The organism is Marinobacter sp. L-13, assembly GCF_056857715.1.
Genome location: NZ_JBSXNQ010000062.1, coordinates 1 through 25512, shown reverse-complemented (window position 1 = coordinate 25512; position 25512 = coordinate 1). Strand labels below are relative to the sequence as shown.

General features: G+C 52.1%; 21 protein-coding genes, 1 tRNA gene and 1 pseudogene. 11 read left to right on the top strand and 12 right to left on the bottom strand.

Features of this window, described 5'->3' with window-relative positions; all coding sequences use genetic code 11:
* Positions 1-85 precede the first annotated feature (85 nt).
* Positions 86-550 carry a Spy/CpxP family protein refolding chaperone gene (locus AC13DD_RS15305; protein WP_227497878.1) on the top strand — a complete coding sequence of 155 codons (465 nt, stop codon included), beginning with the start codon at positions 86-88 and terminating at the stop codon, positions 548-550.
* 416 nt (positions 551-966) lie between these two features.
* On the opposite strand, the gene AC13DD_RS15300 is transcribed toward AC13DD_RS15305, so the two are convergent.
* The 6 genes from AC13DD_RS15300 to AC13DD_RS15275 form a co-directional block, all read right to left on the bottom strand.
* The gene (locus AC13DD_RS15300; protein WP_482931402.1) at positions 967-3471 is read right to left on the bottom strand and encodes an efflux RND transporter permease subunit; all 2505 of its coding nucleotides are present in this window, start codon (positions 3469-3471) and stop codon (positions 967-969) included.
* Positions 3472-3519: 48 nt separating this feature from the next.
* A complete protein-coding gene (locus tag AC13DD_RS15295) occupies positions 3520-4740 on the bottom strand; it encodes a methyl-accepting chemotaxis protein (RefSeq protein ID WP_482931401.1) in 1221 nt (406 codons plus the stop codon).
* Positions 4741-4749: 9 nt separating this feature from the next.
* On the bottom strand, positions 4750-5802 hold the full coding sequence (gene lipA / locus AC13DD_RS15290; RefSeq protein ID WP_482931400.1) for a lipoyl synthase: 1053 nt from the start codon (positions 5800-5802) through the stop codon (positions 4750-4752).
* A gap of 129 nt (positions 5803-5931) precedes the next feature.
* A complete protein-coding gene (locus AC13DD_RS15285; protein ID WP_136629779.1) occupies positions 5932-7209 on the bottom strand; it encodes an O-acetylhomoserine aminocarboxypropyltransferase/cysteine synthase family protein in 1278 nt (425 codons plus the stop codon).
* A gap of 130 nt (positions 7210-7339) precedes the next feature.
* Positions 7340-7528 (bottom strand): hypothetical protein, encoded by a 189-nt coding sequence (locus AC13DD_RS15280; protein ID WP_227514550.1) that lies wholly within the window; start codon positions 7526-7528, stop codon positions 7340-7342.
* 80 nt (positions 7529-7608) lie between these two features.
* Positions 7609-7737, bottom strand: a complete 129-nt coding sequence (locus AC13DD_RS15275) for a chlorhexidine efflux transporter (RefSeq protein WP_482931399.1) — start codon at positions 7735-7737, stop codon at positions 7609-7611.
* A 189-nt stretch (positions 7738-7926) separates the two neighbouring features.
* Here AC13DD_RS15275 and AC13DD_RS15270 point away from each other — a divergent pair, with 189 nt between their 5' ends.
* A complete protein-coding gene (locus AC13DD_RS15270; protein WP_069184049.1) occupies positions 7927-8670 on the top strand; it encodes a substrate-binding periplasmic protein in 744 nt (247 codons plus the stop codon).
* Positions 8671-8818: 148 nt separating this feature from the next.
* Complete coding sequence (locus tag AC13DD_RS15265; RefSeq protein WP_482931398.1) at positions 8819-9562, top strand: substrate-binding periplasmic protein; 744 nt, start codon at positions 8819-8821, stop codon at positions 9560-9562.
* A gap of 78 nt (positions 9563-9640) precedes the next feature.
* On the opposite strand, the gene AC13DD_RS15260 is transcribed toward AC13DD_RS15265, so the two are convergent.
* A tRNA-Met gene (locus AC13DD_RS15260) sits at positions 9641-9717 on the bottom strand.
* A gap of 360 nt (positions 9718-10077) precedes the next feature.
* Here AC13DD_RS15260 and AC13DD_RS15255 point away from each other — a divergent pair.
* The 4 genes from AC13DD_RS15255 to AC13DD_RS15240 all read left to right on the top strand — a co-directional run bounded on the left by AC13DD_RS15255 (position 10078) and on the right by AC13DD_RS15240 (position 13542).
* On the top strand, positions 10078-11331 hold the full coding sequence (locus AC13DD_RS15255) for a phage integrase (RefSeq protein WP_482931397.1): 1254 nt from the start codon (positions 10078-10080) through the stop codon (positions 11329-11331).
* A gap of 180 nt (positions 11332-11511) precedes the next feature.
* Positions 11512-12048, top strand: a complete 537-nt coding sequence (locus AC13DD_RS15250; RefSeq protein ID WP_482931396.1) for a hypothetical protein — start codon at positions 11512-11514, stop codon at positions 12046-12048.
* 322 nt (positions 12049-12370) lie between these two features.
* Positions 12371-13156 (top strand): hypothetical protein, encoded by a 786-nt coding sequence (locus AC13DD_RS15245; RefSeq protein WP_482931395.1) that lies wholly within the window; start codon positions 12371-12373, stop codon positions 13154-13156.
* Positions 13156-13542 carry a hypothetical protein gene (locus AC13DD_RS15240; RefSeq protein WP_482931394.1) on the top strand — a complete coding sequence of 129 codons (387 nt, stop codon included), beginning with the start codon at positions 13156-13158 and terminating at the stop codon, positions 13540-13542. The genes AC13DD_RS15245 and AC13DD_RS15240 overlap by 1 nt, the downstream gene beginning before the upstream one ends.
* 427 nt (positions 13543-13969) lie before the next feature.
* Here AC13DD_RS15240 and AC13DD_RS15235 read toward each other — a convergent pair whose 3' ends face one another.
* Both AC13DD_RS15235 and AC13DD_RS15230 read right to left on the bottom strand, forming a co-directional pair.
* Positions 13970-14521 (bottom strand): hypothetical protein, encoded by a 552-nt coding sequence (locus AC13DD_RS15235; RefSeq protein WP_482931393.1) that lies wholly within the window; start codon positions 14519-14521, stop codon positions 13970-13972.
* 197 nt (positions 14522-14718) lie between these two features.
* On the bottom strand, positions 14719-16542 hold the full coding sequence (locus tag AC13DD_RS15230; protein ID WP_482931392.1) for a MobA/MobL family protein: 1824 nt from the start codon (positions 16540-16542) through the stop codon (positions 14719-14721).
* 200 nt (positions 16543-16742) lie between these two features.
* Between AC13DD_RS15230 and AC13DD_RS15225 the strand changes: the two genes are divergently transcribed.
* From AC13DD_RS15225 to AC13DD_RS15215, 3 genes are all read left to right on the top strand, one after another.
* Positions 16743-17087 (top strand): hypothetical protein, encoded by a 345-nt coding sequence (locus tag AC13DD_RS15225; protein WP_482931391.1) that lies wholly within the window; start codon positions 16743-16745, stop codon positions 17085-17087.
* Between the two features lie 287 nt (positions 17088-17374).
* Positions 17375-18997, top strand: coding sequence for a KAP family P-loop NTPase fold protein (locus tag AC13DD_RS15220; protein WP_482931390.1), 1623 nt, complete (start codon positions 17375-17377; stop codon positions 18995-18997).
* A gap of 448 nt (positions 18998-19445) precedes the next feature.
* On the top strand, positions 19446-21221 hold the full coding sequence (locus AC13DD_RS15215; RefSeq protein WP_482931389.1) for a hypothetical protein: 1776 nt from the start codon (positions 19446-19448) through the stop codon (positions 21219-21221).
* Positions 21222-21681: 460 nt separating this feature from the next.
* Here AC13DD_RS15215 and AC13DD_RS15210 read toward each other — a convergent pair whose 3' ends face one another.
* Positions 21682-22128 carry an NIF family HAD-type phosphatase gene (locus tag AC13DD_RS15210; RefSeq protein ID WP_482931388.1) on the bottom strand — a complete coding sequence of 149 codons (447 nt, stop codon included), beginning with the start codon at positions 22126-22128 and terminating at the stop codon, positions 21682-21684.
* A gap of 310 nt (positions 22129-22438) precedes the next feature.
* Between AC13DD_RS15210 and AC13DD_RS15205 the strand changes: the two genes are divergently transcribed.
* Complete coding sequence (locus AC13DD_RS15205; RefSeq protein WP_482931387.1) at positions 22439-22876, top strand: hypothetical protein; 438 nt, start codon at positions 22439-22441, stop codon at positions 22874-22876.
* Positions 22877-23759: 883 nt separating this feature from the next.
* Here the strand turns inward: AC13DD_RS15205 and istB are convergent.
* Positions 23760-24515: an IS21-like element ISSpu5 family helper ATPase IstB gene (istB, locus tag AC13DD_RS15200; protein WP_008170042.1), complete on the bottom strand. Its 756-nt coding sequence runs from the start codon at positions 24513-24515 to the stop codon at positions 23760-23762.
* Positions 24516-24526: 11 nt separating this feature from the next.
* Positions 24527-25393: pseudogene (locus AC13DD_RS15195) on the bottom strand (Mu transposase domain-containing protein); the annotation flags it as partial.
* Positions 25394-25512: the final 119 nt, after the last annotated feature.

Below are 25512 nucleotides of genomic sequence, written 5' to 3'. Positions count from 1 at the left end.
TGTTTTAGGGTGTAGTCCCTGAACGATGAAACCAATGTATGTCGGTGGTATTCAGATTGTGGCCACCCTGTTAACGGAGACATTTATGAAGCTTGTAAAACTGTTTGGTACTGCCCTGGTCGCCCTGAGCCTTTCGGTTCCGGCCGTGGCCCAGCAATCCGGCGGCCAGCCCGATCAGGTTGACCAGCTGGCACAGATGGTAGGGCTGACCGATGACCAGCAAACTGAAATCCGTGCCATCATCGACGAGATGCAGGGCGAAATCGGCGAACTCCGCCAGGAAGCCCGTGCACTGCAGCAGCAGATGCAGGGTGAGATCAAATCAGACTTTGATGAATCCGCTATCCGCGAGCAGGCCAAAGAACTGGGTGATGTGACCGGCGAGATCGCTGCTCTGTCCACTCTGATGCAGGCGAAGGTCGACAGCGTTTTTACCCAGGAGCAGCGCGACGAGCTGGATAAGCGTATGCAGCAGATGCAACAGCAAATGCAGCAGCGTCGTCAGATGCAACAACAGATGCAGCAGGGGCAAGGTCAGGGCATGCAGTAATCCTGACTTCCCTCTGACTTTGTTGGAGAAGGGCCACGCTTTCGGGTGTGGCCCTTTTTTTGTGGGCCTAGCCTGCTGATTTTGTGGGAGGAACAGCGGTGTTGGCCCCTCCCAAAAAACGCTACGAGCACATCCATGTGCGCTTGGCTGTGACCATCCTTGGCCACAGACATTTTTGGGAGGGGCCAACACCGCTGTTCTATAAAATTCACAGTGATATCAGACGAACAGCCGGCAGACCTGAAAGTTGGTGGCGTTGTTTGTTTCCAATATCTCTTGATTCCGAAGCTTGGCGGGTGTGGGCCTTTGACAGAATGTCGGCGGCCAAGGATGGCCGACGTCAAGCGCACATGGATGTGCTCGTAGCGGTTCTGGCAAAGGCCTACACCCGCCGAGCCACCCCCGAAACCAGAAGGCTAGGAGCCCAAGCCCGAAGCCCCGCTAGAGCCAAAGGGTTTAACCAGAACAATAAGCCGGGGAAGCAGGGTAAGCGCCCCCACCAGAGCCATGAACATGGCAAACCCGGTGAACAACCCGAAGTAGATGGTCGGGATGAAGTTGGACAGCACCAGTATCGAGAAGCCGGAGATGATGGTCAGCGAGGTGAAGAACATGGCCTGGCCGATGCTTCGGTGGCAGCGGTGCATGGTGGCGATGTAGTCGCCGTCTTTCTGGAACTCGGTTTTGAACCGATGAATATAGTGGATGGTGTCATCCACTGCGATGCCCACGGTGATGGCGGCCACGGTGATGGTCATCATATCCAGGGGGATGCCCATCCAGCCCATCAGGCCGAGTACGGAGCCTGCGGCGATCAGGTTGGGGGCGATGCCGATCAGGGCCAGCTTCAGCGAGCGGAACAGGATCAGGAACATTGCCATGATGGCGGCGAAGACCACGCCGATGGTTTTGATCTGGGAATCGAACAGGCTTTGCAGCATGTTGTTGTACATCACGGTCATGCCGGCAAAGAGCACCTGGTCTTTCGAGTAGCCTAGTTCCGTGGTCAGGTGTTCGTGGATGCGGTTCAACAGCTCCTGTCGACGCAGTTCCGGCATGGTCTCCAGGATCCGGATGCTGAATCTCGCCTGGTCGTGCTCCTCGGAGATGTAGGGCGTCAGCAGGGTGTCCTGCAGGTCGTCCGGCACGGCCGCCGGTACAAACGCCAGCTCCAGGGCGTCCAGAGGCTCGCCCTGGTTGATTCTGGCGAGGATCTCCAGGGTGGTGTTGATGGACAGTACCTTGCCGGTTTCGGGTAATCCGTCCAGATACTCGTGAACGGCTTCCAGTTCCTCCATTTTCTGGTAGGTATACCAGGTATCCCGGTATTCCTCTCCGGCGCCGCAGTCCTCCACGAACGGATCACAGTCGCTGGCAAACGGGTCGCCGCCGTTCGCGCCTTCCGGTGGCGGGTCATCGGTAATCACTACGTCCAGGGGGGTAGTACCGCCCAGGCGGTTGTCGATGGTGATCATGCCCTGATGGATTTCGGTGGACGATTTGAAATAGTCGATGAAGCTGTTTTCCACCGTCAGCTTGCTCAGGCCGACCACGCAGAGCACCGCAATCACGCCGGAGCCGACCAGTACCGTTTTGCCGAGGTGCTCCGTGAAGCGGGCAAAGGCATCGGTGAAGGGAACCCGATCAGAGGTTACCCGGCTATCCAGTGGTGGCGGCACCAGGATCAGCAGGGCCGGGAATATGACGAAGGTAATAAGGAAGGCCACCGTCAGCCCCAGGGTCATCATCCAGCCAAAGTCGATGACCGGGCGAATGCCGCTGAAGGTAAGGGACCCGAAGGCGACAATGGTAGTGATGGCCATGTAGAAGCAGGGTTTGATCATCGCCATCACGGTGTTGCGCAGAGTGTCTCTGGGGCTGGCGTCGGGTTCGTCGTGCTGGAATTCCCGATAGCGCACGATCAGGTGAATGGTGAGCGACAGGGTCATGATCAGCAGCAGGGAAATAAAGTTGGAGGAGATAACCGTCACCGGCCACTGGGCCCACCCCAGAAAGCCAATCATCAGCCAGACCGTAAAGCCGCAGCACAGCAGTGGCACCAGCACCCAGCGCCATTGCCGGAAGATAATGGCCAGGGTGAGTAGCAGAAATGCGAGCACGCCTAGCCCGAAGGTCGAGAGGTCGTTTTCGATAAACCGGATCATGTCCGCCACAATCATGGGCACGCCGCCCAGGTGGATCTCTGCGCCATCCCGGTACTTGTCCAGTATGGAGCGAACGGTGCGGATGGTGGCATCGCGCTCCACACCGAGGGTTTCGGTAAAGTCGATGAACTCCTGTTTTACCTGCTCCAGTTCTGCCAGTTCGGCTTCGGAGGCTTCGCCAGCGTCGGCCTTGTCTCGCAGATCGTTCCGTTTTCTCAACAACTCGAAATATCGATCCGGCGTGGGCAGGTTGACCTGTATCGCCGTGGTTCGGCCATCTTCACTGATCAGCAGGTTGGGGTAGAGCGGGTTGTTCAGCAGCGCCTCGCGGGCCGTCTCTGGGGCCACACCGTGTTCGTCGAGGGTCTTGATTTCGCTGTCCACGGTGTCCAGCGTCAGATCCGGGCTATGCAGGAGCGGCACATTCAGGATGCTGTTGGTGGAGCCTACCGCGTCCAAACTCTGCAGCTCATCTCGCAACGCGCCCAGCCGGGCGAGGCCCTCTTCCGAGAACAGTTCACCCTCGGGGGTATAGGTGACGATCAGGAAATCATCCGAGGTGGTGAAGCGGCGGTTTACCTGACGGTATTGCTCCAGGGAGCGGTCGTTTTCGAGTACCAGGGATTCGGCAGAGGCATCCAGCCGGAACTCGCCGAATTTGATAGCGGCGAGCGCCAGCAAAACAGCAAAGGCCGAGAGGATGATAAACGGGTGTGGAAAAATTAGGCGGTCATACAGGGCGCGAAGACGATTCATGAACAACTACTCTGCCAGTTCAAACGAGTGCAGAGTGTGCCACAAACCTCAGTGAACCGTGACCTTTGACGAGGCTTCTTCCAGGGAATCGATCAGCATTTTCAGGCGTCGGCTCATTTCCGCGCTCTCGGCGAGCTGGGTCACCATGCTCTGGGTGGTTTCGCGAATGCCCTGCACGTTGGCTAGCACGTCGTCGGTGCCAGCGGTCTGTTCCGCGGAAACATTGGCGATTTCCTGGTTGGTATGATCGATCCGGCTGACTACCTCGTTGATGGCTTCCAGGGCACGGCGGCCTTCTTCGGATTCCTCGACGCAGCGGGTGGCGTCCTCGGAGCTGCCCGTCATCTGGTTTACAGCCGTGTTAATGGCATTGAGAAGTCGGTCGATGGTGCCCTGAATCTGATCAGTGGAGTCCTGAACCCGTTGAGCCAGTTTGCGTACTTCATCAGCCACCACAGCAAACCCTCGGCCCTGTTCGCCGGCCCGGGCGGCCTCGATGGCTGCGTTCAGGGCCAGCAAATTGGTCTGTTCGGCAATACCCCGGATCTCGGTGATGGCGTGGCTGATTTCATGGCTGTTCTCGGCCAGGGCTTCGACGCTGCTGGCGGAGTTGCGCACCACATCCGCAAGCTTGCGGATGCTGTCGGCGCTCTGGCCGACTCGGGTGCTGCCGTCACGGGCCGCATCGCTGGCTTCGTGGGAGAGGGTCTTGGCAATGCCGGCCTGTTCGGCAATGCCGGTGAAGCTCTGCAGCATGGTTTCGATGACTTCCGCAGACCGGTCGGCGCCCTGTTGTTGACGGCTTAGGTCGTCCCGGCGGGCTTCGGCAGCCGAAGTGAGTTCTTCAACTTCGCGATGCAGCCGATCGATGGCTTCCTTCATGCTGCGTACCACGGCCACGGTGCGGTCCTGCATGGCGTTGAAGGCGCTCGCCATTTCGCCGATTTCGTCGGTGGAGTCCACCACTGCCCGCTGGCTCAGATTGCCCGAGGACTGAACGTCGACCATGGTGTTTTTCAGGCGATTCACGTGGCGCTCGATAAACGAGATCAGCAGCTGGGAGCCGGCCATCTCCAGCACCATGAGCACCGCAACCACCAGCGCAAAGCCGGGCGCTGTATCAGCGAAGACCTGGTCGAAACTTTTGCCGGTCTGCCCCGCCATGGTCTGCATGGCGTAAAGAACCAGCAAACAGAGAACTGCAAAAACGACAATGTTCAGCAACCAGAATTTGTACTTCAGCCGGGCATTTCGCAGCAGTGTCAGCATGAATTGTTCTCAGTCGATGGCCTTCACCGGAATCTGCATGGCATTGGAGGCCTGGGGAACCTCAGGCACGGCGAGGCCAAGATTGTTTTTATCGAATACCTTGTCGGCCCGGTAGCTGGAGCGGACCATAGGGCCGGAGGGTACTTCCATGAAGCCCTTCTCCAGGCCGATTTCCCGGTAACGGTTGAATTCTTCCGGAGTGACGTAGCGTTCCACCGGCAGGTGATTCGGGGTGGGGCGCAGGTACTGGCCCAGGGTCAGGATATCCACACCGATGGCGCGCAGGTCGTCCATGGTTTCCAGGATTTCCTCCTCGGTTTCACCCAGGCCCAGCATCAGGCTGGTCTTGGTGAGCACATCCGGGCGGTGCTTTTTGGCATGTTCGAGAACCCGCAGGGTTTTTTCATACCCGGCGCGCGGGTCGCGGACCCGGCTGGTCAGCCGTTTGACGGTTTCCACGTTCTGGGCAAAGACATCCAGCCCGGAATCCACCACCTTCTCAACGTCAGACATGACCGCGTCGAAATCCGGCGTTAGCGCCTCAACGGCGACTTCTGGGGTGCGCTGTTTGATGGCCGAAACGCAGGCGGCGTAGTGGGCAGCGCCACCGTCGTCCAGGTCGTCACGGTCTACCGAGGTAAGCACGATGTAGCGAAGACCCATGAGCTCCACGGACTTGGCCGTGTTCTCCGGCTCTTCGTGATCCAGCCAGCCTTTCGGGTTGCCGGTGTCTACCGCGCAGAATTTGCAGGCGCGGGTGCAGACAGACCCCATCACCATGATGGTAGCCGTACCGGCAGTCCAGCACTCACCGATGTTGGGGCAATGGGATTCCTGGCAAACGGTGCTCAACCGGTGCTCAGTGACGTTCTTGCGCACCGCTTCATAGCGTTCACCCCCGGGCATGCGTGCCCTGAGCCATTTTGGCTTCGGCTCTCGCTTTTCCGCGGTTGTGGCTTCCTGCTTCGACGACCGCTTGACGCCATCCTTGATGGCTGAGAAGCCATGTTCGTTGCGGAATTTGGAACCACTGGTAATGCGGGTTTTTGCGCTGTCGCTCATTGCAACCGGACTCTCGATTCGGGCATGGGGAACACTAAAGAGTAATGGGCTGGCGGGGGAGTTACAAGACAGATAGGGGCAATCACGGGGGTGCCGGGCACGACATTGGTCGTACCCGGTTGACCCTTATCAAGCCTGGGCTTTGTCCAGGGCCTGACTGATGTCGGCAATGATGTCGTCGACATGTTCGATGCCGATGGACAGTCGCACCAGATCCTCGCTCACACCGGCGCTCTTCAACTCCTCCGGGTTCAGCTGTCGGTGGGTGGTGGTGGCCGGATGGCAGGCCAGGGACTTGGCGTCACCGATGTTCACCAGACGCAGGATCAGCTCCAGGGCATCAATGAACTTCGCACCAGCTTCCCGGCCACCCTTGATGCCGAAGCTCAGGATGCCAGACGCCTTTCCGCCGCAAATCTTCTCGCAGGTTGCCTTGTAGGGGCTGTTGGCCAGGGTCGCGTAATTCACCCACTCCACAGAGGGATGGTCCTGCAGGAAATTGGCGACTTTCTCCGCGTTCTCGCAGTGACGTTCCATGCGCAGCGCCAGGGTTTCGAGGCCCTGCATGATCAGGAACGCATTGAACGGGGCCAGGGCAGCACCGGTATTACGCAGCGGTACCACGCGGCAGCGGCCGATGAAGGCTGCAGGGCCCAGTGCGTCGGTGTAGACCACGCCGTGGTAGGACGGGTCCGGCTCGTTTAGCATCGGGAATTTGTCGGCGCTGGCTTTCCAGTCAAACTTGCCGGAATCCACTACTACGCCAGCGACGGTAGTGCCGTGACCACCGATGTACTTGGTAAGCGAGTGGATAACGATGTCGGCACCGTGCTCAATCGGGCGGCACAGGAAGGGGGTGGCTACCGTATTGTCCACCATCAGCGGAATACCGTGCTTGTGGGCGATCTCGGCCCAGCGCTGGATGTCGACCACATTGCCCGCCGGGTTACCGATGGACTCGCAGAACAGGGCGCGGGTGTTTTCATCAATGGCCTTTTCCACGGCATCGAAATCGTCGTGGGCGACCATCTTGCACTCAATGCCCTGGTTCGGCAGCGAGTGGGCAAACAGGTTGTAAGTGCCGCCGTACAGCTGGCTGGTGCTGACGATGTTGTTGCCCACCTTGCAGATAGTCTGCAGGGCATAGGTGATGGCCGCCATGCCAGAAGCTACGGCCAGGGCTCCAACGCCGCCTTCCAGCTCCGCCATCCGCTCTTCCAGAACCGCATTGGTGGGGTTCATGATGCGGGTGTAGATATTGCCCTGAACCTTCAGGTCGAACAGATCGGCACCGTGCTGGGTGTCGTCGAAGGTGTAGGACGTGGTCTGGTAAATCGGCGTGGTTGCGGCCCGGGTAGTGGGATCGCTTTTGAAGCCTGCGTGCAGCGCGAGGGTTTCCGGTTTCATGTCAACGGTCCTTGCTGGTGTGTTGTTCTTTATGGGTTTCAGCCCGTGAGTATGCCACAGAGTTTCTTGTGAGAGGATCGTTGGAGCTTGGAAGGAAAAGAATCGGGGTGAGGGGTGGTCCTGAAGCACACTAGTCGTCGCGCTGCCTGCTTTTAGCCTTCAGAAAGTCGCTGATGGATGGATAGAAAAAGATCCCCAGGCAAGCCCAGAAAACGCTGATCGACACGATGGCCGCCTTCACGCTCGCGCCGGCGAAGCCAAGGGCAATGGGAACCAGTATAACGGCCAGGAACACCGTAAGTGCATGGCGAGACTTCATGATGCGATACAGCCTTGAAACGCATTGGGGCGAAGTCTCTATCTTATCCGACTCTCGGCCCCGGGATTGTCAAAGTTTGTTTAAGTGGCGTTGGGTTTCTTGGCGTCCGTGTCAGGAAATATGGTGTCGTAACACCAGGTGAATACGAACGCATACACCAGATAGAACACCACGAATGCAACATCCAGTGTCCGCGCACAAAAGACCATGAATTTCGACAGTCAAAGCCCGTTTAATGACGCAGAACATGAAAAAATGGCCAGAAAATGGGCAATTTGTCTGTTTGATCACTATCCTTGTGCGTAGTGGTGATCTGTCTACCATTGAATGACAGCGTTTTAGCGACTTGATGCAGTCAAAAAGCACGTACCGGAACCGCGTGCTTCGGAGGTGGAAACATGGATCGACTTCTTTCACCCAAACTTATCCAGTTTGTTTGGTTGTCCTTATTTTCCCTATCCCTGTTTGCTGACTCGAAACGCCCCCATGTCATTGGGGTTTTCGAGGGTATCGATAGGGAAATAGCTGTTGAAGATGGCGAGCTCGTGGGACGGTTTGCGCCTTATTATCAGTGTGTTTTTAGCCGAGTGCAGGGCGATTTCCAATTCGTTGAAATGCCATTGGCCCAGATGCTTTACCGCTTGGAGAAAGGTGGTATTTCTGCTGGTTTGCCGATGGTTCAGACGGCCGAGCGGGATGAATACGCTGATTTTGGTGGGCTGCTGTTCCAGACGGAGTACGTCTATCTGTTGCTTCAGGATTTACCTCCCCTCGATAGTCTGAGTGGCCTCAGGTTCGCCTTTGTCCGGCAGTTCGTTGGAGACAAGCTCTTGAGAGGCGCTGATCCCCAGGTGATTCATGTCTCTGACTGGGGGCAGGCCGTGGAGATGCTCAAGCGTGGTCGTGTGGATGTTGTTGTTCTCCCCTGGGTTCTCATCGACACCTATATGAAGGGGTATGACAAGCCATACTTCGATAGGACCGCCGCCTGGGTGGACCTCTCTATGTATATTTCACATCGATTGGACGATAGTGATTTGACGGAAGATCTCCGAAAGGCAATCAGAAAATGCCGGTTTATTGCGGAGCAGAACCAGGGAGGCTGGGATATTCCTGTCAGACGTCAGGATCTGAAAAATTGACCATGATGCAGTCAAATAGATGAGCGCAGTGCCGAAACGGCAGCTACTATGAAAAGAGCGTTTAAAGCTTTGGTTTGGTAACTGTCACCGTTGTTGGCTTGAATGCTTTAGAGAGTGCGCACTGTATTTGCACGATTGGGGGTGAAGCATGCAAAGGCTCGTATGGCCCAAGCTTCTGAATTTCCTATGGCTTCTGCTTTTCTCTCTATCCCTGTTTGCCGATTCAAAACGCCACCATATTGTTGGCGTCTTTGCCGATATAGAACGTGAAATTTCCGTAAAAGATGGAAGGCTCGTGGGTCGTTTTGCACCTTATTACCGGTGCGTTTTTAGCCGCGTAGATGGGGATTTCAAATTCGTTATCATGCCACTGGCCCAGATACTTCGACAGCTGGAAAAGGGTGGTATTTCGGTTGGATTGCCGTTAATTCAAACGGTAGAAAGGGACCAGTATGCGGACTTTGGTGGTCCGTTGTTCCAGTTGGAATACGTGTATCTCATGGTTCAGGATTTGCCGCCTTTGGAAAGCATGACGGGCCTCAGGTTTGGATTTGTCCGAAAATTTGCTGGTCTGGATCTTTTAAAAGGTGATAGCCCCAACGTGATTCATGTCTCTGATTGGGCGCAGGCGGTCGAAATGCTCAGGCTCGGTCGTGTGGATGTCGTGGTTCTACCTTGGATTATGATGGATCTCTATCTCGAAGGTTATGGAAGGCCACATTATGAACGGACCGCCGCCTGGATAGATTTATCCATGTACATTTCCCGCAAAGTAAAGGATAGCCGGCTCAAGGACGACTTCAGGGATGCAATACGAGCCTGTCGCTTGATTGGCGAGAAGAGTCATGATGCCTGGGATATCCCCGGGAGACAGCGAGATCCGGAAGGCTGACTTGGCGTCGATGGGTTGTCTGCCGACCTATCAGGCATTAAAAAAGCCCGACTCTCGCGAGCCGGGCTTTCTAAATACTGGTAGCAAGGGGCGGAGTCGAACCGCCGACCCCAGCATTATGAGTGCTGTGCTCTAACCAACTGAGCTACCTTGCCATTTCGAATTCAAACTCGCAGTCCCTCTCTTTTTCAGTGGTTCACAGCACTCAAATCTCAACTCCGAGTGTGTAGTCTAGCTATTTTTTCTCATTGTAATCAAAGCGCTGCTGTTCTTTGTGCCCAATACCAGCATGACGCAAGGTCACAACCATTGGTTTGATAGTGTGCTCATTGCTGTTGTGGAGAATGGTTGTAACCAAAAAGCTTTTTGATCCCAAATAGCCTTTCTTCGACCCCCGGTGGAGCCCCGATCTTTGGAGCCCCGTTGGAGCCCCGAGAGTTTTGTGAAGTTTTGGTACATCCTACGGACCCCTGTTATCATATTTTTATAAGTATCAAAAAAGGGTTCGAAAGGCTATGAAAGAAAAGATCACGGATCGATTGATTGCTTCACTGAAGATCACTGGCAAGCGATACGACATTCGGGACACGGTAATTCCTGGCTTCATGGTTCGGGTTGGGGTGAGCGGGCAGAAGGCTTACTACCTCGATTATCGTGACAGTGAGGGGAAGCGGAGCAAGTACCGGATCGGACTTGTAGATTCGATGCTGCTGGCTGATGCCAGGGAAGAAGCTCGAAGGAAAGCGGGTGAGGTGGCTGCCGGGCAGAACCTGAACAAGGTGAAGAAGGAGAAGCGGCAGAAAGCTAAATCGGAAAAGTCACAGAAGCTCGGAACATTTATCGAAGAGATCTATAGGTCGTGGAGGATGGCTGAAAGGAAGCGGGCGCAGGAGGATCTGGATCGGATAGAGCTGCATTTCAAAAGCTGGTACTCGATGCCTATGAATGAGATCACTGAGCGAAAAGCGCTGGAGTGGCGGCAGAAGAGGGTGGTTGCCGGCATTTCTGGGAAGACAGTGAATAGAGACATCGCTGCCTTAAAAGCAGCTCTTTCTCATGCGGTGAAAGTGGGTGTTCTGGAAGAGAGCCCACTGAGAAAGTTTAAGCCTCTGAAAGTCGATATGCGGACCAAAGTTCGCTTTCTCTCTAAAGAGGAAGACGAGCGACTGATGACACTCCTGGAAGAGCGTGAAGCCGATAAACGGCAGGGGCGAAAGAACTACAACGATTTCCTCAGAGCGCGGAATAAGCCTCTTAAGCCTGACATCACGGAAGACATGTTCAGTGATCACGTGTACCCGCTTGTGCTGATCGCTATCCACACTGGATGCAGGCCAGAGGAGCTTTTGGAGCTGGACTGGAAGAACGTGGACCTAGAAAGAAAGACTCTGACAGTTGTTGGTGAAGGGGCGAAAAGCGGGCAGACCCGGCACATTCCTCTATCTAAGAAAGCGGCGGAAGCTTTCGAGAGGTGGCAGCGAAGCCCTGGGGCCAAGAAGCGAGGACTGGTTTTTCCTGGTAAGAAAGGGGAGCCGATGGAAAGGATGCCGGGGGCGATCACGTCCGCTATCCAGAGAGCCAAGATCGAGGACTTTCGGCCGTATGACTTCAGGCATACCTTCGCCTCCCGCTTGGCCATGGGCGGGGTTGACCTCAACACGATCCGTGAGCTGCTCGGGCATGAAGACATCAGCACGACTCTGATCTATGCTCACTTGACGCATGATCACAGGAAAGAAGCGGTCAGCAGAGTGTTTGATGAAGATTGAAGTAGTAGAAAGTCCGTCGCGGACTTTTGGTGTTTTTTGTACCGCAAGCAGCTGATTTTATGCGCTTTTGTGAGAAGTTGCAATGGCGCAAATGCGCTATATCCGCTTTTTCTTACTACGCGCCTTACCACCTCGTTCATGCTCGCCGGCGCTAGGATTTTTTGACGATTGAGGGATCGCATGTCGAAAGATGAAGAGTCTGGAAAGCTGATCAAGGCGTTTCTTACTGATGACGAGCTTGCACTGGTTGTACGTTCGCATATCAAAGTAGAAGAGCAGCTCGATAAGTTGCTGGTTCTTTTCATTGCTGAACAAAAGTATCTCGACAAGATCAAGCTGGAGTTCTCTGAAAAAGTGCTTTTAGCAGCAGCTCTTGGCATGGATGAAGATCTCATACAGCCACTTTCAGTGCTAGGCAGAATCAGAAATAAATTCGCCCACAAGACTGACTCAGAGCTGACAAAGAGCGATGTGAACAATCTCTATAAGTCCTTCAGTGCGCTCGGCAAAGAGGTGTTGCAGCAAACGACAAAGAACAATCCGGACAGGCCGCCGCAGCTCTCAACGAAATACAATGACATGACGATCAGAGAGAAATTCGTTCTGATGACTATATATCTGCACAGCTGGATTCGTGGGCTTGTTCACGAAGAGGTTGGGCGCATCATGCAGGAGGTGACTGAAAAGGCAGCAAATACAAAGCCAGAGGCGTCCTGATACACTGTTATTCTGGTGTCTGGTTGCGCTAAGAGAACAGAAGTTCTGCAAAGACATGAAAGATGGTCTGGATCACGGGGATTATTCTCGAATCCAAAAAAAGCTCTTTCTGTAATATTGGTGTGAGTTGCGGTGGCGGCGAAAGGAGCCATAGGCTCAGTAGTATGTATGAAAGATTTGCAATCACCTGGGCTCTTTGCAAAGTGGTGTGGACTAGCCCAAAATTTGGGGGTGGGATCGAGGAAACTTCAGTTAACATCGTTCGTCCAAGATAAGGGAAATTGGATGATGCTCCGAATGCCCTTTGTAGGAGGTGTGTGCCGTGCGTGAATATCAAAAAAGGGATTTTGTTCGTTTGTTTCAGAATCTTGTTAGAACGGTGGTTGACGAGGACACGCCTGATTCTGGTGTACAAGTGAATCTAGAGAAAGTTCTAGAAGTCTACTTCGAACAATTGCAAAGGAATCCAGCGCAGTTACTCGCTTCGTTACGAGATGCGGAAGAACAGCTAAAAGGTGAGCTTGGCAAAGGCTATTACAGGACATTTATTGAGAGAGTTGAGCATTTGCCAAAAGTTGAGATTGCCTTGGACAAAAATTATGAAGTGGAAGACCGCTTGGAGCGGGTTGCTCGGTTAACCTCATTGGCGAGAGGCAAAGTTCGGGGGAAAGTCGATCCCCAATCAACAACAAAAAGAATCGTACGCCCGAGGCATTTTCTGTATTACCTATCCCTGAACCAGAGCACTCTGGACGTTTCGGATGCTGTAACGTTTTTGGTAACGGTGGGTTCGCCCACAATGCCACGGTTACCTCGTAAAGTGCGGTTTTCTAGCAGAGGGCACTGGGTGGAGCTCCCTGTAGACAAACCGACGGAAAAAGATGTCGACGAGCACTTCCTCAAGTTCATTGGCACGCGGGAGTTGATCGAGCGTTCTGCCGAAGCTGGGATGCAAAAGATCTCTTTTTCTGCAAATTGCCTCACCCAGGAAATAAAAGAATTGAATTGCGAAATCGACGATCTAAGCGGGTACGTCGAAAAAACCACTGGCTGGGCCAAACGCTTTTTAGAGGACAATTTTGATGCTCAGCAAAAAGGAATTGCATAATGGCCTGGGGTGATTCAGTCCGAGGATTGGCTAGTGAACTCAAGAAGCTTAACGACGAGTTTGTTGAGACAAAAACGAAGTTCGGAATGCTGAAAGAGCGTGTAGTTGAGAACCTGGACCAGTTTAAGGCTATCGTTGAAAAGACCGCAGAGAAAATGGACCAGATGGAAAAGGAGCACATACGCGAAAGGGCAGACTTGAACGCAAAAATAGACAGCCTCTCCGCTCGTCTTGATTCGTTGAGCGAACAGGCACTGCACGCTGCTGTGCATGAGGCTGCTGACAGAATCGCTAGAGAGCGACTCGAGAATCGAGAACGATCGATCAATGATTCGCCGGGCACTGATCAAATTGATGCGCCCGGTCCACCTGAAGGCCGTCATTGAGCGATTATGCATTCAAGTTGGCTGGGGCCAAAAAAAGCGGCTTTGTGTCGTCTACTGCAAAGCTTGGCTGAATCCTAATATTCGTAAATTTGGCTCGCCTTAAAGTTATTAAATCTGACAAAAACCAACTGCTTACCAAAAAATGTGCAGGTCAGATTTGAACTCGCCATCAGGTTGTTTAAAACAAGCTGATTATTTAGTTCAAATAAGGCGGTTTACGTGGACTTTTGGGGAGGCACGGCTTTTCAGCCCGAGAAGTCTTGACGATCTGTATTGGTATCATTGCGATCCAAATACCTGCGAGACCAGTTCCCTTGATCTAAGTAGCGCGGTAACCGGCGGTGAGTGCCTTTTCCTCTACGACCTCTGCAAACGCATCAGCTAAGCTTTGAAACTCTTCCCCCGAACTTCTATTCACAAAGTGTGCTTATCTTTTGTGTGTGAGTTTTTCTACTTCATCGAGAAAGCCTAAATTGCCAATGACCTCGCGTTTCACCTCATCCTCTATGGCCCTGCGTTGCTGTGGGTCGTGGATGCTCTCGATGGTTTTTTCGACCATTTCGTTCGCCCTCGCTACAGACTGGCGTGCTGAGCGTAGTGCGAAGATTAAGGCATTGAGTGCATGTTCCGTGGTTCTGTCAGTCATAAAGCCACCGCCATCCCATTGAGCTTGCCCCGTCAGGGGCCACATCACTTCCTTCTTTAAGAGTGACATACTAGTGCCCATTTCACGAGCCTGTGCTTCCAGTTCTTGGGTTTTCTCTTGCCCGCGTATCAGAGACTTAAGAGTCTTGCGATAATTTGCGATATCCTCCAATGACATTTCTGAAAGGCTGGCCATGGCTTTGCCATGAGGCTTCGAGTGCTGGTCCTCTGGCGGCCTTTGTTTTATCTTGAGCTGACAACTTAAGATATTCTCAAGGTCAAAAGTTTGCTCTTTCTTGACCGCTTCTTTTGTGTGGCATGCGCCGCAGACCACACTACAGCACTGCACCACAGGCGATGGGAATCTCGATGCGAATGGTGCTGTTTATCCGAGGCCGTTGGGATAGCAGGTTAAGAAATTGAATGTGGCAAACTCCGAGGCTCTCAGTTGCCTCACCAAGGTTGACTTTCAGCTATGGGACTTGAGGGATTGCTCCTTTGAATTTTCGCTTCACCCATTATTATGGTGGGCTAACACCTGAGTGGAAGTGGCGTGCTGTTCATCTCATTGTTTACGCTCCCCGGGGCTATGTGGCTATACTTTAATTGATCGGGCCGTCGCTGGTGCGACGCAGTTCGAGGCTTTGGCTCAGGCAGGTGACTTGTCGTATCCGCTATCGACTTTGCCCACCGCTCGTTCAACTCGATTGCTTTGATCTCACGCTTGCTATATCCAGCAATCATGGCTTGCTCCCTAACAGCCTTGATGAAGACTTCTTTCAATGTCTCTCGATCTTCCATTTTAACTAGACTTTCCCAGTGGTTAACGGCCCACTGTCGAAGACTAGGGGTGTCATCGCGGAATGGGCTTGTCTGTTTAGGTGGCACCAGTCTCAGGGCTCGACGCACATGGTCTCTCAGGCCGTCTAGATCGTGAATTTGTGCAGAGTCATTTAAAGTTTCAGGTATGTCCTCCGAAGGCAGGTCCGGTGACGATTTTGGCGGCTTGGTCGTCATTGTGGCCCCTTTTTGATCAGGCTCTGACAAAAACTGCATGTGTCGTTCTTGCAGTTGGTCGCAAAAATGCTTTCTCGCAATATCACTAGTGAGGAAAGGTTCGATACCCGCGTCGTTGAGAGCTAGAGCTGCCCTTACTTGGAAATCATCCGAGCCGCTGACACGAACCGACTTCCAACCCTTTGCTTGGGCCATGGCAATGGCGACTGAAATGGCATTATCAGAGCCGTAACTTAAACAGACAGAATCACCGTTATCAACGATTTGCTCGCCGGTTTTTAGGGTAAGAGCCCTAGTGTATACATCGACCCACTTGAGCGATTTCAAAATGCGCGGATCAATTTCGGCGTTCCAGGTTTTCCGGAACAGCTTCGATTTATACTGCTCCCCGATAGATTTTGCTATGCCCTGCGCGTAGCGGGCAGATTCGAGGGTGGCTACCGCTGCAATAGACACTGCGTGATCAACTTCCGCAATGGTGCCTTTAACGTTTTTGGTGGATGCGGGTGATGGCTCGTGGCGGATCGCTTCGATCTGGGAATCGATGTCAGCCATCTGCTGCTGAAGGCTTTCGGCTTCGGACTGGTGCTTGCGCAACTCATCCAACTCAAACTGACGCTTCAAATTAATCTGGCCGATCATGCGATTTTGGTCTCCCGCTCGCGTCTGGAGGCCGTCTCGCTCCATGGCGTTCGCGGCAGGGCCAATGTGTGATGTCGGCAGACGATCAATGCACTGATCGGCATATGAGCGGTGATCTATACGAGCCTCGATGCCGGCTTTCTCCAACGCCTGGTTCGACAAGTCAGCCCACACCTTGCGGACTCTTTCAACTTCGGTTTTGCGACCATGTAGACCATGCGCTTTGCGTTTTTTATCTGACCACTCTCTGGGGATTTTGATGTCAGACATCGTGCCTTCGGTATCGATGGATCGGGTTGTCGTTAAAACATGGCCATGAGGATTCTTTCCATCTCCAGAGTGAAGTGCAAAATCAACTACACACCCGTATTGATCATTCAGCCATTGTGAAAATTTACGCAGCAACTCGATCTGGTCAGGTGTATCAAGCTCAAGGGGCAGGGCAACTTCGTACTCACGAGCAACGGTTGCATCATTGCGTTTTTCCATGGCTTCAGCGATGTTCCAAAGGCTCCCGCGATCACCATCGAAACCGACGATTTCAGCATGCACAAGGTCGGTAGCAGCAGTGTACGAAAAAGTCATGCCTTGGCGAACATCGTGCAGTTTGGAACGCGATCGGTACGCAGCCGCAGCCACAGCGGATTTGCCCTTTGATCGCTGCACCAGCTTTATCGAACAGTGGTAGATCGCCACATAGCACCTCTTTGTTTTTCTTTTATCTCAGGGCTTGCCCTGAGATCGCACGACTCCTAGGGGAGTCCTAAGTGCGCCCTTCGCTTTTCTTGCTCCCGGCGAGGCCGCGGCAAGACGGCGGGATCGTCACGCGCAAAATGAGATTTGCTTCTCTTTGATAGAATATCAAAAACAATGAAAAGTCAGGGGGGCTATAGTTTATGACTAAGAGGACGCCGGAGCAGCGCATAGCTGACTTAGAAGAAAGACGTGCGAAAGTTGAAGCAAAACTGAGAGCGGAGAGGGAAATAATCGTTCGAGCAAAACGTCGTGAGCACGCAAAGATTCTGAATAGAAAGCGCAAAGATGATACCCGTAGGAAGATTCTAGTCGGGGCACTCTGGTTTGAGCAGATCGCACAACTAGACGATCAGGACAAAATAGAACGGGCAAAAAGACGACTGATGGAGAAGATGAATCGCTTTCTGACCAGAAATGGGGATCGAAAGTTGTTTGGTTTAGAGCCTATCGAACCGGTGAGTGACAAGAATCCCAAAATAAAGTGATTCCTCGAGAAATATAGTGGCAGTCGGCTTCTGAGTGTGGGGTAACAGTCTCTGTTTCGTAGGACTTATTGGGGGGCGGTATAGTTAAAGCTTCGAACGCTCTCAGGAATGAACAGACGGTCCCTAATGGAATCTCCTGTCGAAAGGGACATGATAGGAAGACGTGATAAAGCAGACTAATCTGTCGTAGATCAGCAAAGAATTTGCGCTCTTCTATAGTGATATGAGTGATGGTTGTGAAACAGACTGAGACTTCCATTGAACAACAGATACACAAGGAGCCTGTGGTGTCCGAAACAGCAGAGAGTGAGACGGATTTGCATTGGCGTGACGATAAACTAGAGCGTCAGCAGCAGGCCAAGTTTTTGACTGAATTCGTGGCTGAGCAATATGAAAGGCTCAAACGGCAGAGCATAGATGAGTGCCCCAGTGCACGGAGACACTTTGTCCTCAACATAGATTCTCCCTGGGGGTATGGCAAAACCTTCTTCTTGGAGCGTTGGAAGAAAGATCTCGAAAAAAACCACCTAGTCCTGGAATTCAATGCATGGTCTAACGACTACTCCAAGGATCCGCTTCTCTCCTTTCTGGCTGAGATTAATCTTCAGCTCATGGAGAAGTTGTCTACTGCGGGCGCCGAAGCTCATGCCAATGACCATCGCTGGGATGACTTAAAGTTAAAAACCAGCCGATTGCTGAAGGCTCTTCGTCCAAAATTAGTCAGGCAAGTGGCAATCGCTGCTTCTACGGCTGCTCTTACTGGTGTTCCCTTTTGGATTCCTGAGAGCGGCGGGGACACTTCAGGTCAGTCGGAGGAATCTGATAGCAGCCCCTCACATGCTGACCAGTCAACCAAACACATTAATAGCGCGATTGAAAAAGTCGTTAACTTCGAAGCTGAAAGCCTATTCTCGAATGAACTGGCCCGAAAGAAGGCGATTTCGGAATTTCAGGGTAGCTTGAGATCAATCATAGATTCGATCGCTGAGCATGAGGGGCAGGATGGTAATGCCGTCTTTTCACTCCCGATTTTTATAATGGTCGATGAGTTGGACAGGTGTCGCCCCGATTTCACAATCGAGCTCTTGGAAATCGTAAAGCACATTTTTAGCGTGGACGATGTGTTCTTTATTTTCGCCACTGACGGAGAGCAGCTCCAAGCCGCACTTGAAGGAACCTACGGCGCTTCATTTAATGCGGAGACCTATTTTCAGCGTATCTTCACACGAGAAGTTCGGCTTAAGACTCCCGACCATAAGCAATTCGCTTTTGCAATGGTAGCGAAGTATCAATTATTGCAGTCCGCTGTTCAGCGGGCTGAGATAATTCCGGTAACGAGCGTGCCGAGCGAGCCTAGAATTATGGTGGCAGAAGAAATTGCTTGGTTTGCCGAGTCGTTCGGGTTGACCCTAAGAGAACACGATCATCTCGTAAGCTCGTTGGACAGCATGCTGATCCTTAGAAACGCCCGGAATGATGCTACTTTAACCTCTCTTGCAATTCTTCTGATCCTGTTTTGGCAAAATAAAAAATCATTATTGGAAGATCTTAAATCTCGGCCGCACGTCTTGTTTCAAGGGAACTCGTCAGAGACTGCTACTGACAGGATGAAGCGCTATTTTCCGAGGTTAAACATGGGACACGAAATAAAGACTGTTAAGTGGTCACGAGACGGTGGTCGTGAAGTTGAAATGAACATGCTTGAATTCATCGGTCTGGTTGCCGACATTTTTAATATGCCACGGGCATCTCTAATCGAACGAGGTCACGATAGGTCGAACACTTTTGGGTTTGAAAGTGCTTTGTATCGATCACTAGGCAACCAAGGAGGGGTAGTTTCACTACGTAGAAACCCATCGGACCAGCCACTGAGACGTTATATTGATGACCTCCTCTTGAGCGGTAACTGAAGGTAAAGCACCGAATTTTATGAGAATGAAAAAAAAGAATTTGCTGAGTTAAATTAGAGTAGAGCTGAGGATGAGAGGTGAAAGCCCCCTCTGCTCTCGGGTAAAAGCCTGGTTAAGCCCAAGCATCGGCTGCAAGTGCGGTCATGCATAGATAGGGCTAATAAAGTCTAAAAATCGGAGATATATTGGATCGTCGATTGCTAATTCGGAAATCTGAACTACAAATCTCAAGCACTTCTAATTCCTGACGTAGGGCCCTTCCTTGGGGCCCTGTTCTGATGCCGCTCAGAATCCGAAGAGTGTCAGCTTTTTTTCCATCTTCTTTGGGGCAGGAATAGTTTGCTCGATTTAAGTCGTTATTTTTTCGCAAAATGCTGCCTTCTCGGCCTGGATTATGCGTTTAAAACACAACCTGTTTTAGGGTGCTATGAGTCCAGGGAGATTTCACGTGAAGGATTATGCGGCGTTTCTATTTATTCTACTGCTACCATTTGTAGCGGCCTCTTGTGGGGGATCATCTAGTGGAGATGATCAAGGCATTGATCAGGAGGACAATCGGGCATCTCCTGGTCCCGAACCGGGCATTCAGATCTACACCTTTGCAGATGATTCAAACTTAACTCCTAATTTAGCGTTTGGCACCGACGATGAGATGGTTATCACACTTGGTCCGAAGGTCGATGGTGACGAAATGCCCATCAGTACCATGATTATTCAAAAAGACGATGTTGGGTCTTTGCTGGCCCAGTTTTCAGCGAGCGGAATGCTCACCGCATTAATAACTAGGGATAGAACAATAAAAATTAATAAATACAGTTATGCTGAGGGGAAGTGGTTTATGCACTTCTCCGAAATTCAGAGCACATCCATTACAAGCCATTCGGTGGAGTTACCGCAGTCATTCGCCGACTACGTCTCAAATCTTGATTCATGGATGAGGAGTCGGAGTCAACTAACTAGCCAAACCTCAGGACTGAACAAGCAAAGCCAATCAGGTAGTCTGAAAGAGGCCATTGCTGTCTATCTTGAGTTGCAGGCTAAAAAAATTGAAGCGGTTGCCTGTGCGCTCTCTACTAGGTCAGGGAGGCCTTCAGTAATTCTTTGGGCTTGCCAATCCGCTATACGAACTACTATCGATCTTGCTAAGGATGGTCGGCTTGATGAGCCTGATGCAATTGATTACGCCGAGTGTCTTTTAGACGTGACTCCGAACGGTGTTCGGGTACTAGATGCCGTTTGCTTGGTTTCGACAGGATTAAAGTCAACTGCTCAACTAATTCGGGGAACCGAAGACATAATTGAAATACAAGAGTTGGCTGATAAGTCGATGGAGGAAGATCGATTTATAGGAGAAGATCCAGTACTTGAAGATTTCCCGACACCACTTCTCACAGCCCCTAGAATTGCCATTGTTTCTCCACAATGGCGTGAGTCATTTACGACCGAACAAGATGTTCAAATCAAGGTAGTTGCGTCAGAAAGCGTTGATGTGGTCGATTATGAAATACGATCTAAGGACAATGCAGCATTCTTGATATCGGGCAATATCGGCAAAGCGCCTTCTGGAAATTTCGAGATCGATATTGCCGCCGAAAATCTAGAGGCCGGTGTCTATTTTGTTACCGTTTCAGCAAGCAATAGTGGGTTTAGCAACCAAAGCTATAGCTCCTTCCAAATAACCAACAGTTCTTGGCGCGGACAGCTAAGAATAACTCAAGAGGCTCATGTATCTGGCGAGGACCCTGATCTTGGGAAATTCGCTTGCCAAGTGGCATTTTCAATAATAGGAAGGGCAGAAATAACACCAGTTGTATACGACTTGAGCATGCCCCAAATATCCGGGAGAACCCCAATAAGAGTTGACTCCACTTTTGGCGGGGCAGGAAACTCGCGATATTGCACGCAGGCCCAAGTTGATATAACGAATGAGAGCTTCACGTTTATCGCTATCAGACCATTTTACGATAGGGGCGATATGACATTCCCAAGGCTGGAAAATTCGTTCAACTTCAATATCGAAAATCTATCTGAAAGTGCTGTCAGCGGAACCATGGAGGCAACAGCGAGCTTTTACGACAACAACAAAGGGTGGCACACAGGGTCTTGCTCCGCAGAATTTGCGCTTACTAAGTTTGAGAGCCGAGCATTCAGTGCATGTGATACCAGCGATACCTTTAATATCTGTCAGCCAGGCAGTGATCGTTGCGAGTGGAGAGATCCATGAACTGAAGGGCATCGGATCTTAGCACGCCATTTACTTTAAGTGCGACTAGGAGAACTTAAGGTGAAAAAAGTGAGAGAATCGGTGCATTATCCAGTCGCCGATTTTTGTTCGGAAATTCTGGATAACACGCTGCTTTCTTATCTCATTTCTTCTGGCGCAGAACCTCGTTGGGTAGCTCTTCGTCACGAATCGCCCACTAAGGCTTGGTGGATATTTTAGCCCGAATCATCTTTCTAAACTCCAAACTCGAATTCGATCTGTTGCAACACTTACCTGCTGGTGGCTGTGTAATCTGAAGCTTTCCGCTTTCAAGGGAATTCTTGGGTCAAAGAGATGGCAGGGTTTACAAAAAGAATGGTTTCGTATCAATGAGCTTTGGCGGCTGGACTAGGCATCTAGGCTGGAATTCTGTCTGATGGTCACTTTCCCGGGTATTCTCCAGTGCCCATCGATTCTGTAGCTAGTCACCACGCTGGCATTCGTGTCTCAGAGTACAGAGCACATGGAGTAACTCGTCATCATTCTCATAAGGCGGAATAAACTCACTAACTTTTATCCACCAGGCACGGTGCTCATCCTCAATGCATCGGGGTTGATCGTCTACCAGTAAGTAACGCTTTGCCAGTGGAGCATACTCGACAGCTTGGCTCATCGGCTTTACTGTTTGAGCAGGGTGCAAAGCCTCTAGTTCGCCAAACCAGTCAGGAACTTTGCCTTCGTGTACCAGAAGGTGCTGGATATCTATTGTCCGCTTTGGCGACACGCTGGTAAACAGAACGAGTCTCGCAAGCTTGTGAATTTCGGTCAGGAAGTGAAAAAGGTGTGATCTTGGAATCTGACTAACCGCATTGCTTATTAGAGTTCCTTCCAGATCAAGACAAATCAGCGTTGAATTTTTATCGTCCATTGCATCTATCCGTATAGGCAATTGAGCGTGCTACCGAGGACCAAGTTTAGTGGAAAACTCAATTCTTAACCTACCCTATGCATCTCAAGTGTTCTGTTTTCGAAGTTTGTTTCCACAGGCCTCTGCCAAGTATGAGACTGAGGTTTGTAGAGCGCTCTGTAGTCATATCAGCCACTCTAGCAAGGCCCTTAGTATAATGTTTTAGGTAATCTGGACTCGAATTACAGCTGTTTTCTTATGACGATGAGGGGGGCTATCTGGATTAGGGTTATGTCTGATGGATAGCGTTGAATAACAAGGAGAAAGGTGAATGCAAATCCTAGTTTTGACAATCTGCTTCACCTTGAGCGCTTGCGCGGGAACAATGAGCGGCATGGTCCGTGGCTCTGGCGAGCCGATTTCGATTAGCTACACACAGGGTATGCAACACGACAATCTCAAAGTAACAATGCCCGACGGAGAGACTTTCAACGGCAAGGCCGTAATGATTGTACATTCGGCAAAATTCGTTACGGGCTTTGGTACTGCCACTACCGCTTCGTCAAAAGGACCTTATGCGACTGCCAGTGGGACGGGCTTTGGAGTAGTTGAAAGCTACACAGGAAGCGTGCAGGCAGTTCTGTTCGGCGACAAAGGCCATACTATGCGTTGCAAGTTGCAGTATGCTGACTCCTCTGGTTTCACTACAGCGAGTGGGGTTAGTTTATGCGAAACCTCTGACGGCCGAGTTATGGATGTACAGTGGTAGGTTTTTGCCGAAAAAAGCTTCAGCTCAAGACCGTTCTGCCGCAGCATCGGTTCACTAAATCGGAGTTCTTGGTAGGGGGAGGGTTAATCAATCCCTGTTTCAGGTTTGGCGTTAATAGAATGGCCTGCTTCGCAGAGGCTCAATTAGAAAAAGAGGGTCTTCTGTTGAGTTCTAGAGCCATTGCTTAGTGTCTTGAGTGTGAGACGACCAGAATAGAAGGTGCTTCATTTATAGCTTGGATAAATCAAATGTCAAGTTTTGATAGATTAGTTGCATAAATGGTGAATTTATGCTAAACTAATAACTTCAGTGATCGGTAATCTATTTTTCCTAGTTTTAGGTTTTGGGAGTTTTTTTAAAACATACTGAGCAAAAAGATAAAACCTCCCCAACCATCGAATTGCGCGGTAACGCGCACCATTATTTGAATACAATAAAGACGGCGGAAGCGATTTTTTTTGACTTAGGCATGTCTTAAATTGCCCATCTGTCTACGTTTCTTATATCCACTCTCACCATCCCGACCATTCATTTCTCATGCGAACTGGCTTAGTTCCATAACGGCCTGTAGCGGCACGTTCGTATGTCGGTGACGTCCACTTAAGCGGGTCGGCAAGAAAAGCTTGGAATGACCACTTTGGATGATGTTTGACGCGCGTATGGGCCTGGTCTGACGATGCGTTACCCACTTTGTGCTTTATATGCAGTCGAGACCTCATCGGCCCAGAGGTGGATACAGCGGTGAAATGGGTCCTTACGACCCACATCCCTATGGCGCTTGCGTAAACCGCTGAAGGTTGCCACCCATTCCACGTGAAGCCTGCCACCCGGACCGGAGCAAGGCTGCCACCCATCGGAGCGTAGCGACGCGGGGTTTCTCTTCTTACTCCGAAGTCTCAGTGCCCGTCAACTTTGCCTGCTGTTTTCGCATGGATTCGCCCCGCAGATTGATCTTGTAGGCGTTGTGTACGAGCCGGTCCAGGATGGCATCTGCCAGAGTGGCGTCACCGATGATGCCGTGCCATTCCTCAATGGGTAGTTGGCTGGTGGCAATGGTGGAGCGCCGGCCATGTCGGTCTTCCAGCACCTCCAGCAAGTCCCGCCGGTTCTCCGCGCTCAGCTTCATCAGCCCCCAGTCATCCAGGATCAGCACGTCGACCTTGGCCAGGCTGGTCAGGAGCTTTGAGTATTGGCCATCGCCCTTGGCGATGGTCAGCTCTCGTAGCAGCCGGGTCAGGCGGACGTACTGGGCGGTGTAACCCTCCCGGCAGGCCTTGTGTGCCAGAGCACAGGCCAACCAGGTTTTCCCGACGCCAGTCGGGCCGGTGATGAGCACGTTCAGGTGTTCCTTCACCCACTGGCAGCTGGCCAGACTCTGGACAAGCCCTTTATCCAGGCCCCGTGAGTTCCGGTAATCAATGTCTTCGAGGATGGCGGCGTGTCGCAGCTTGGCCCGGCGCAGGCGGCTGCTCATGCGTCGGTTGTCCCGTTCCGTCATTTCCCGGTCGACCAGCAGGCCAAGGCGCTCCTCGAAGCTCAGGTCGGTAATGTCGGGGGTGGCCGATTGATCCGCCAGGGCGGCGGCCATGCCGGTCAGTTTGAGGGCGTGGAGCTTATCCAGCGTGGGATGTTTCAGCATGTCAGGTTCCTTCAGTGGTAGTAGGCGGGGCCACGGATGTTGTCGTGTGTGTCGGGTAAGGCCAGTTCTTGTTGCTCTTCCAGGGGCTGCTCATCCAGGCGATGCTTGAGGATGGATTCGATGCTCTTGTATCGGCAGCTGCCCAGCATCAGGGCGCGTTGGCAGGCACGTTCTAATCGTGCCTCGCCGTAGCTCTGGCCCAGCCGGAGAATGCCCAGACAGGACCGATAGGCCTGTTGCGGATGCTTTCTTGCCCCCAGCGCGGTACGGATAAGCTTTTCAGTTGCCGGTCCAGTCTTGGCTGCCCAGGCGGTCAGTCGCTCTGGGGTCCACTCGCCGGCTTGGCGATGGGACTCCGGCATGTGAGCGGCGATGGTGCTATGCCGACCCTTCTGATCCGAACGCCGGTGGCTGGCGATCCGGTTGCCCCGGTGGAAGCATTCGATGGTGTTCTGGGTGATCCGGACCTCCACCTCTTTCTTGATCAGGGTGTAGGGCACCGAGTAGTAGTGCCCATCGATGGCCACGTGGTAGTCGATGTGTACCCGGGCTTTTTTCCACTCGGCGTAGACATACGGCTCGGCGGGTAGCGGTTGTAGAACCGGCTGGTCCAGCTGTTTGAAGTGATCAAGCCGGCACCCGGGCAACTTGCGGAAGGGGCGGCTATTGAGCTTCTCCAACAGCTCACGGATGGTGGCGTTGAGCTGCCCCAGGGAGAAGTGCTGACGATGGCGCAGGGCCGCCAGGATCCAGCGCTCAACGATCAATACGCCACCTTCCACCTTGGCCTTGTCACGGGGCTTGCGAACCCGTGTAGGGACAACGGCCACGCCATAATGGCCAGCCATATCCTGATAGGTCGATGAGATGGTCTCCTCCCCTCCTAATCGGCGTCGCAATGCGCCAGGATAGGGAAGGAGAATTTTCCTATCAGAAACGAGTGGGAGGAGACCATGAGTAAGGTTACAACGGTTGGCATTGATCTCGCAAAGAACAC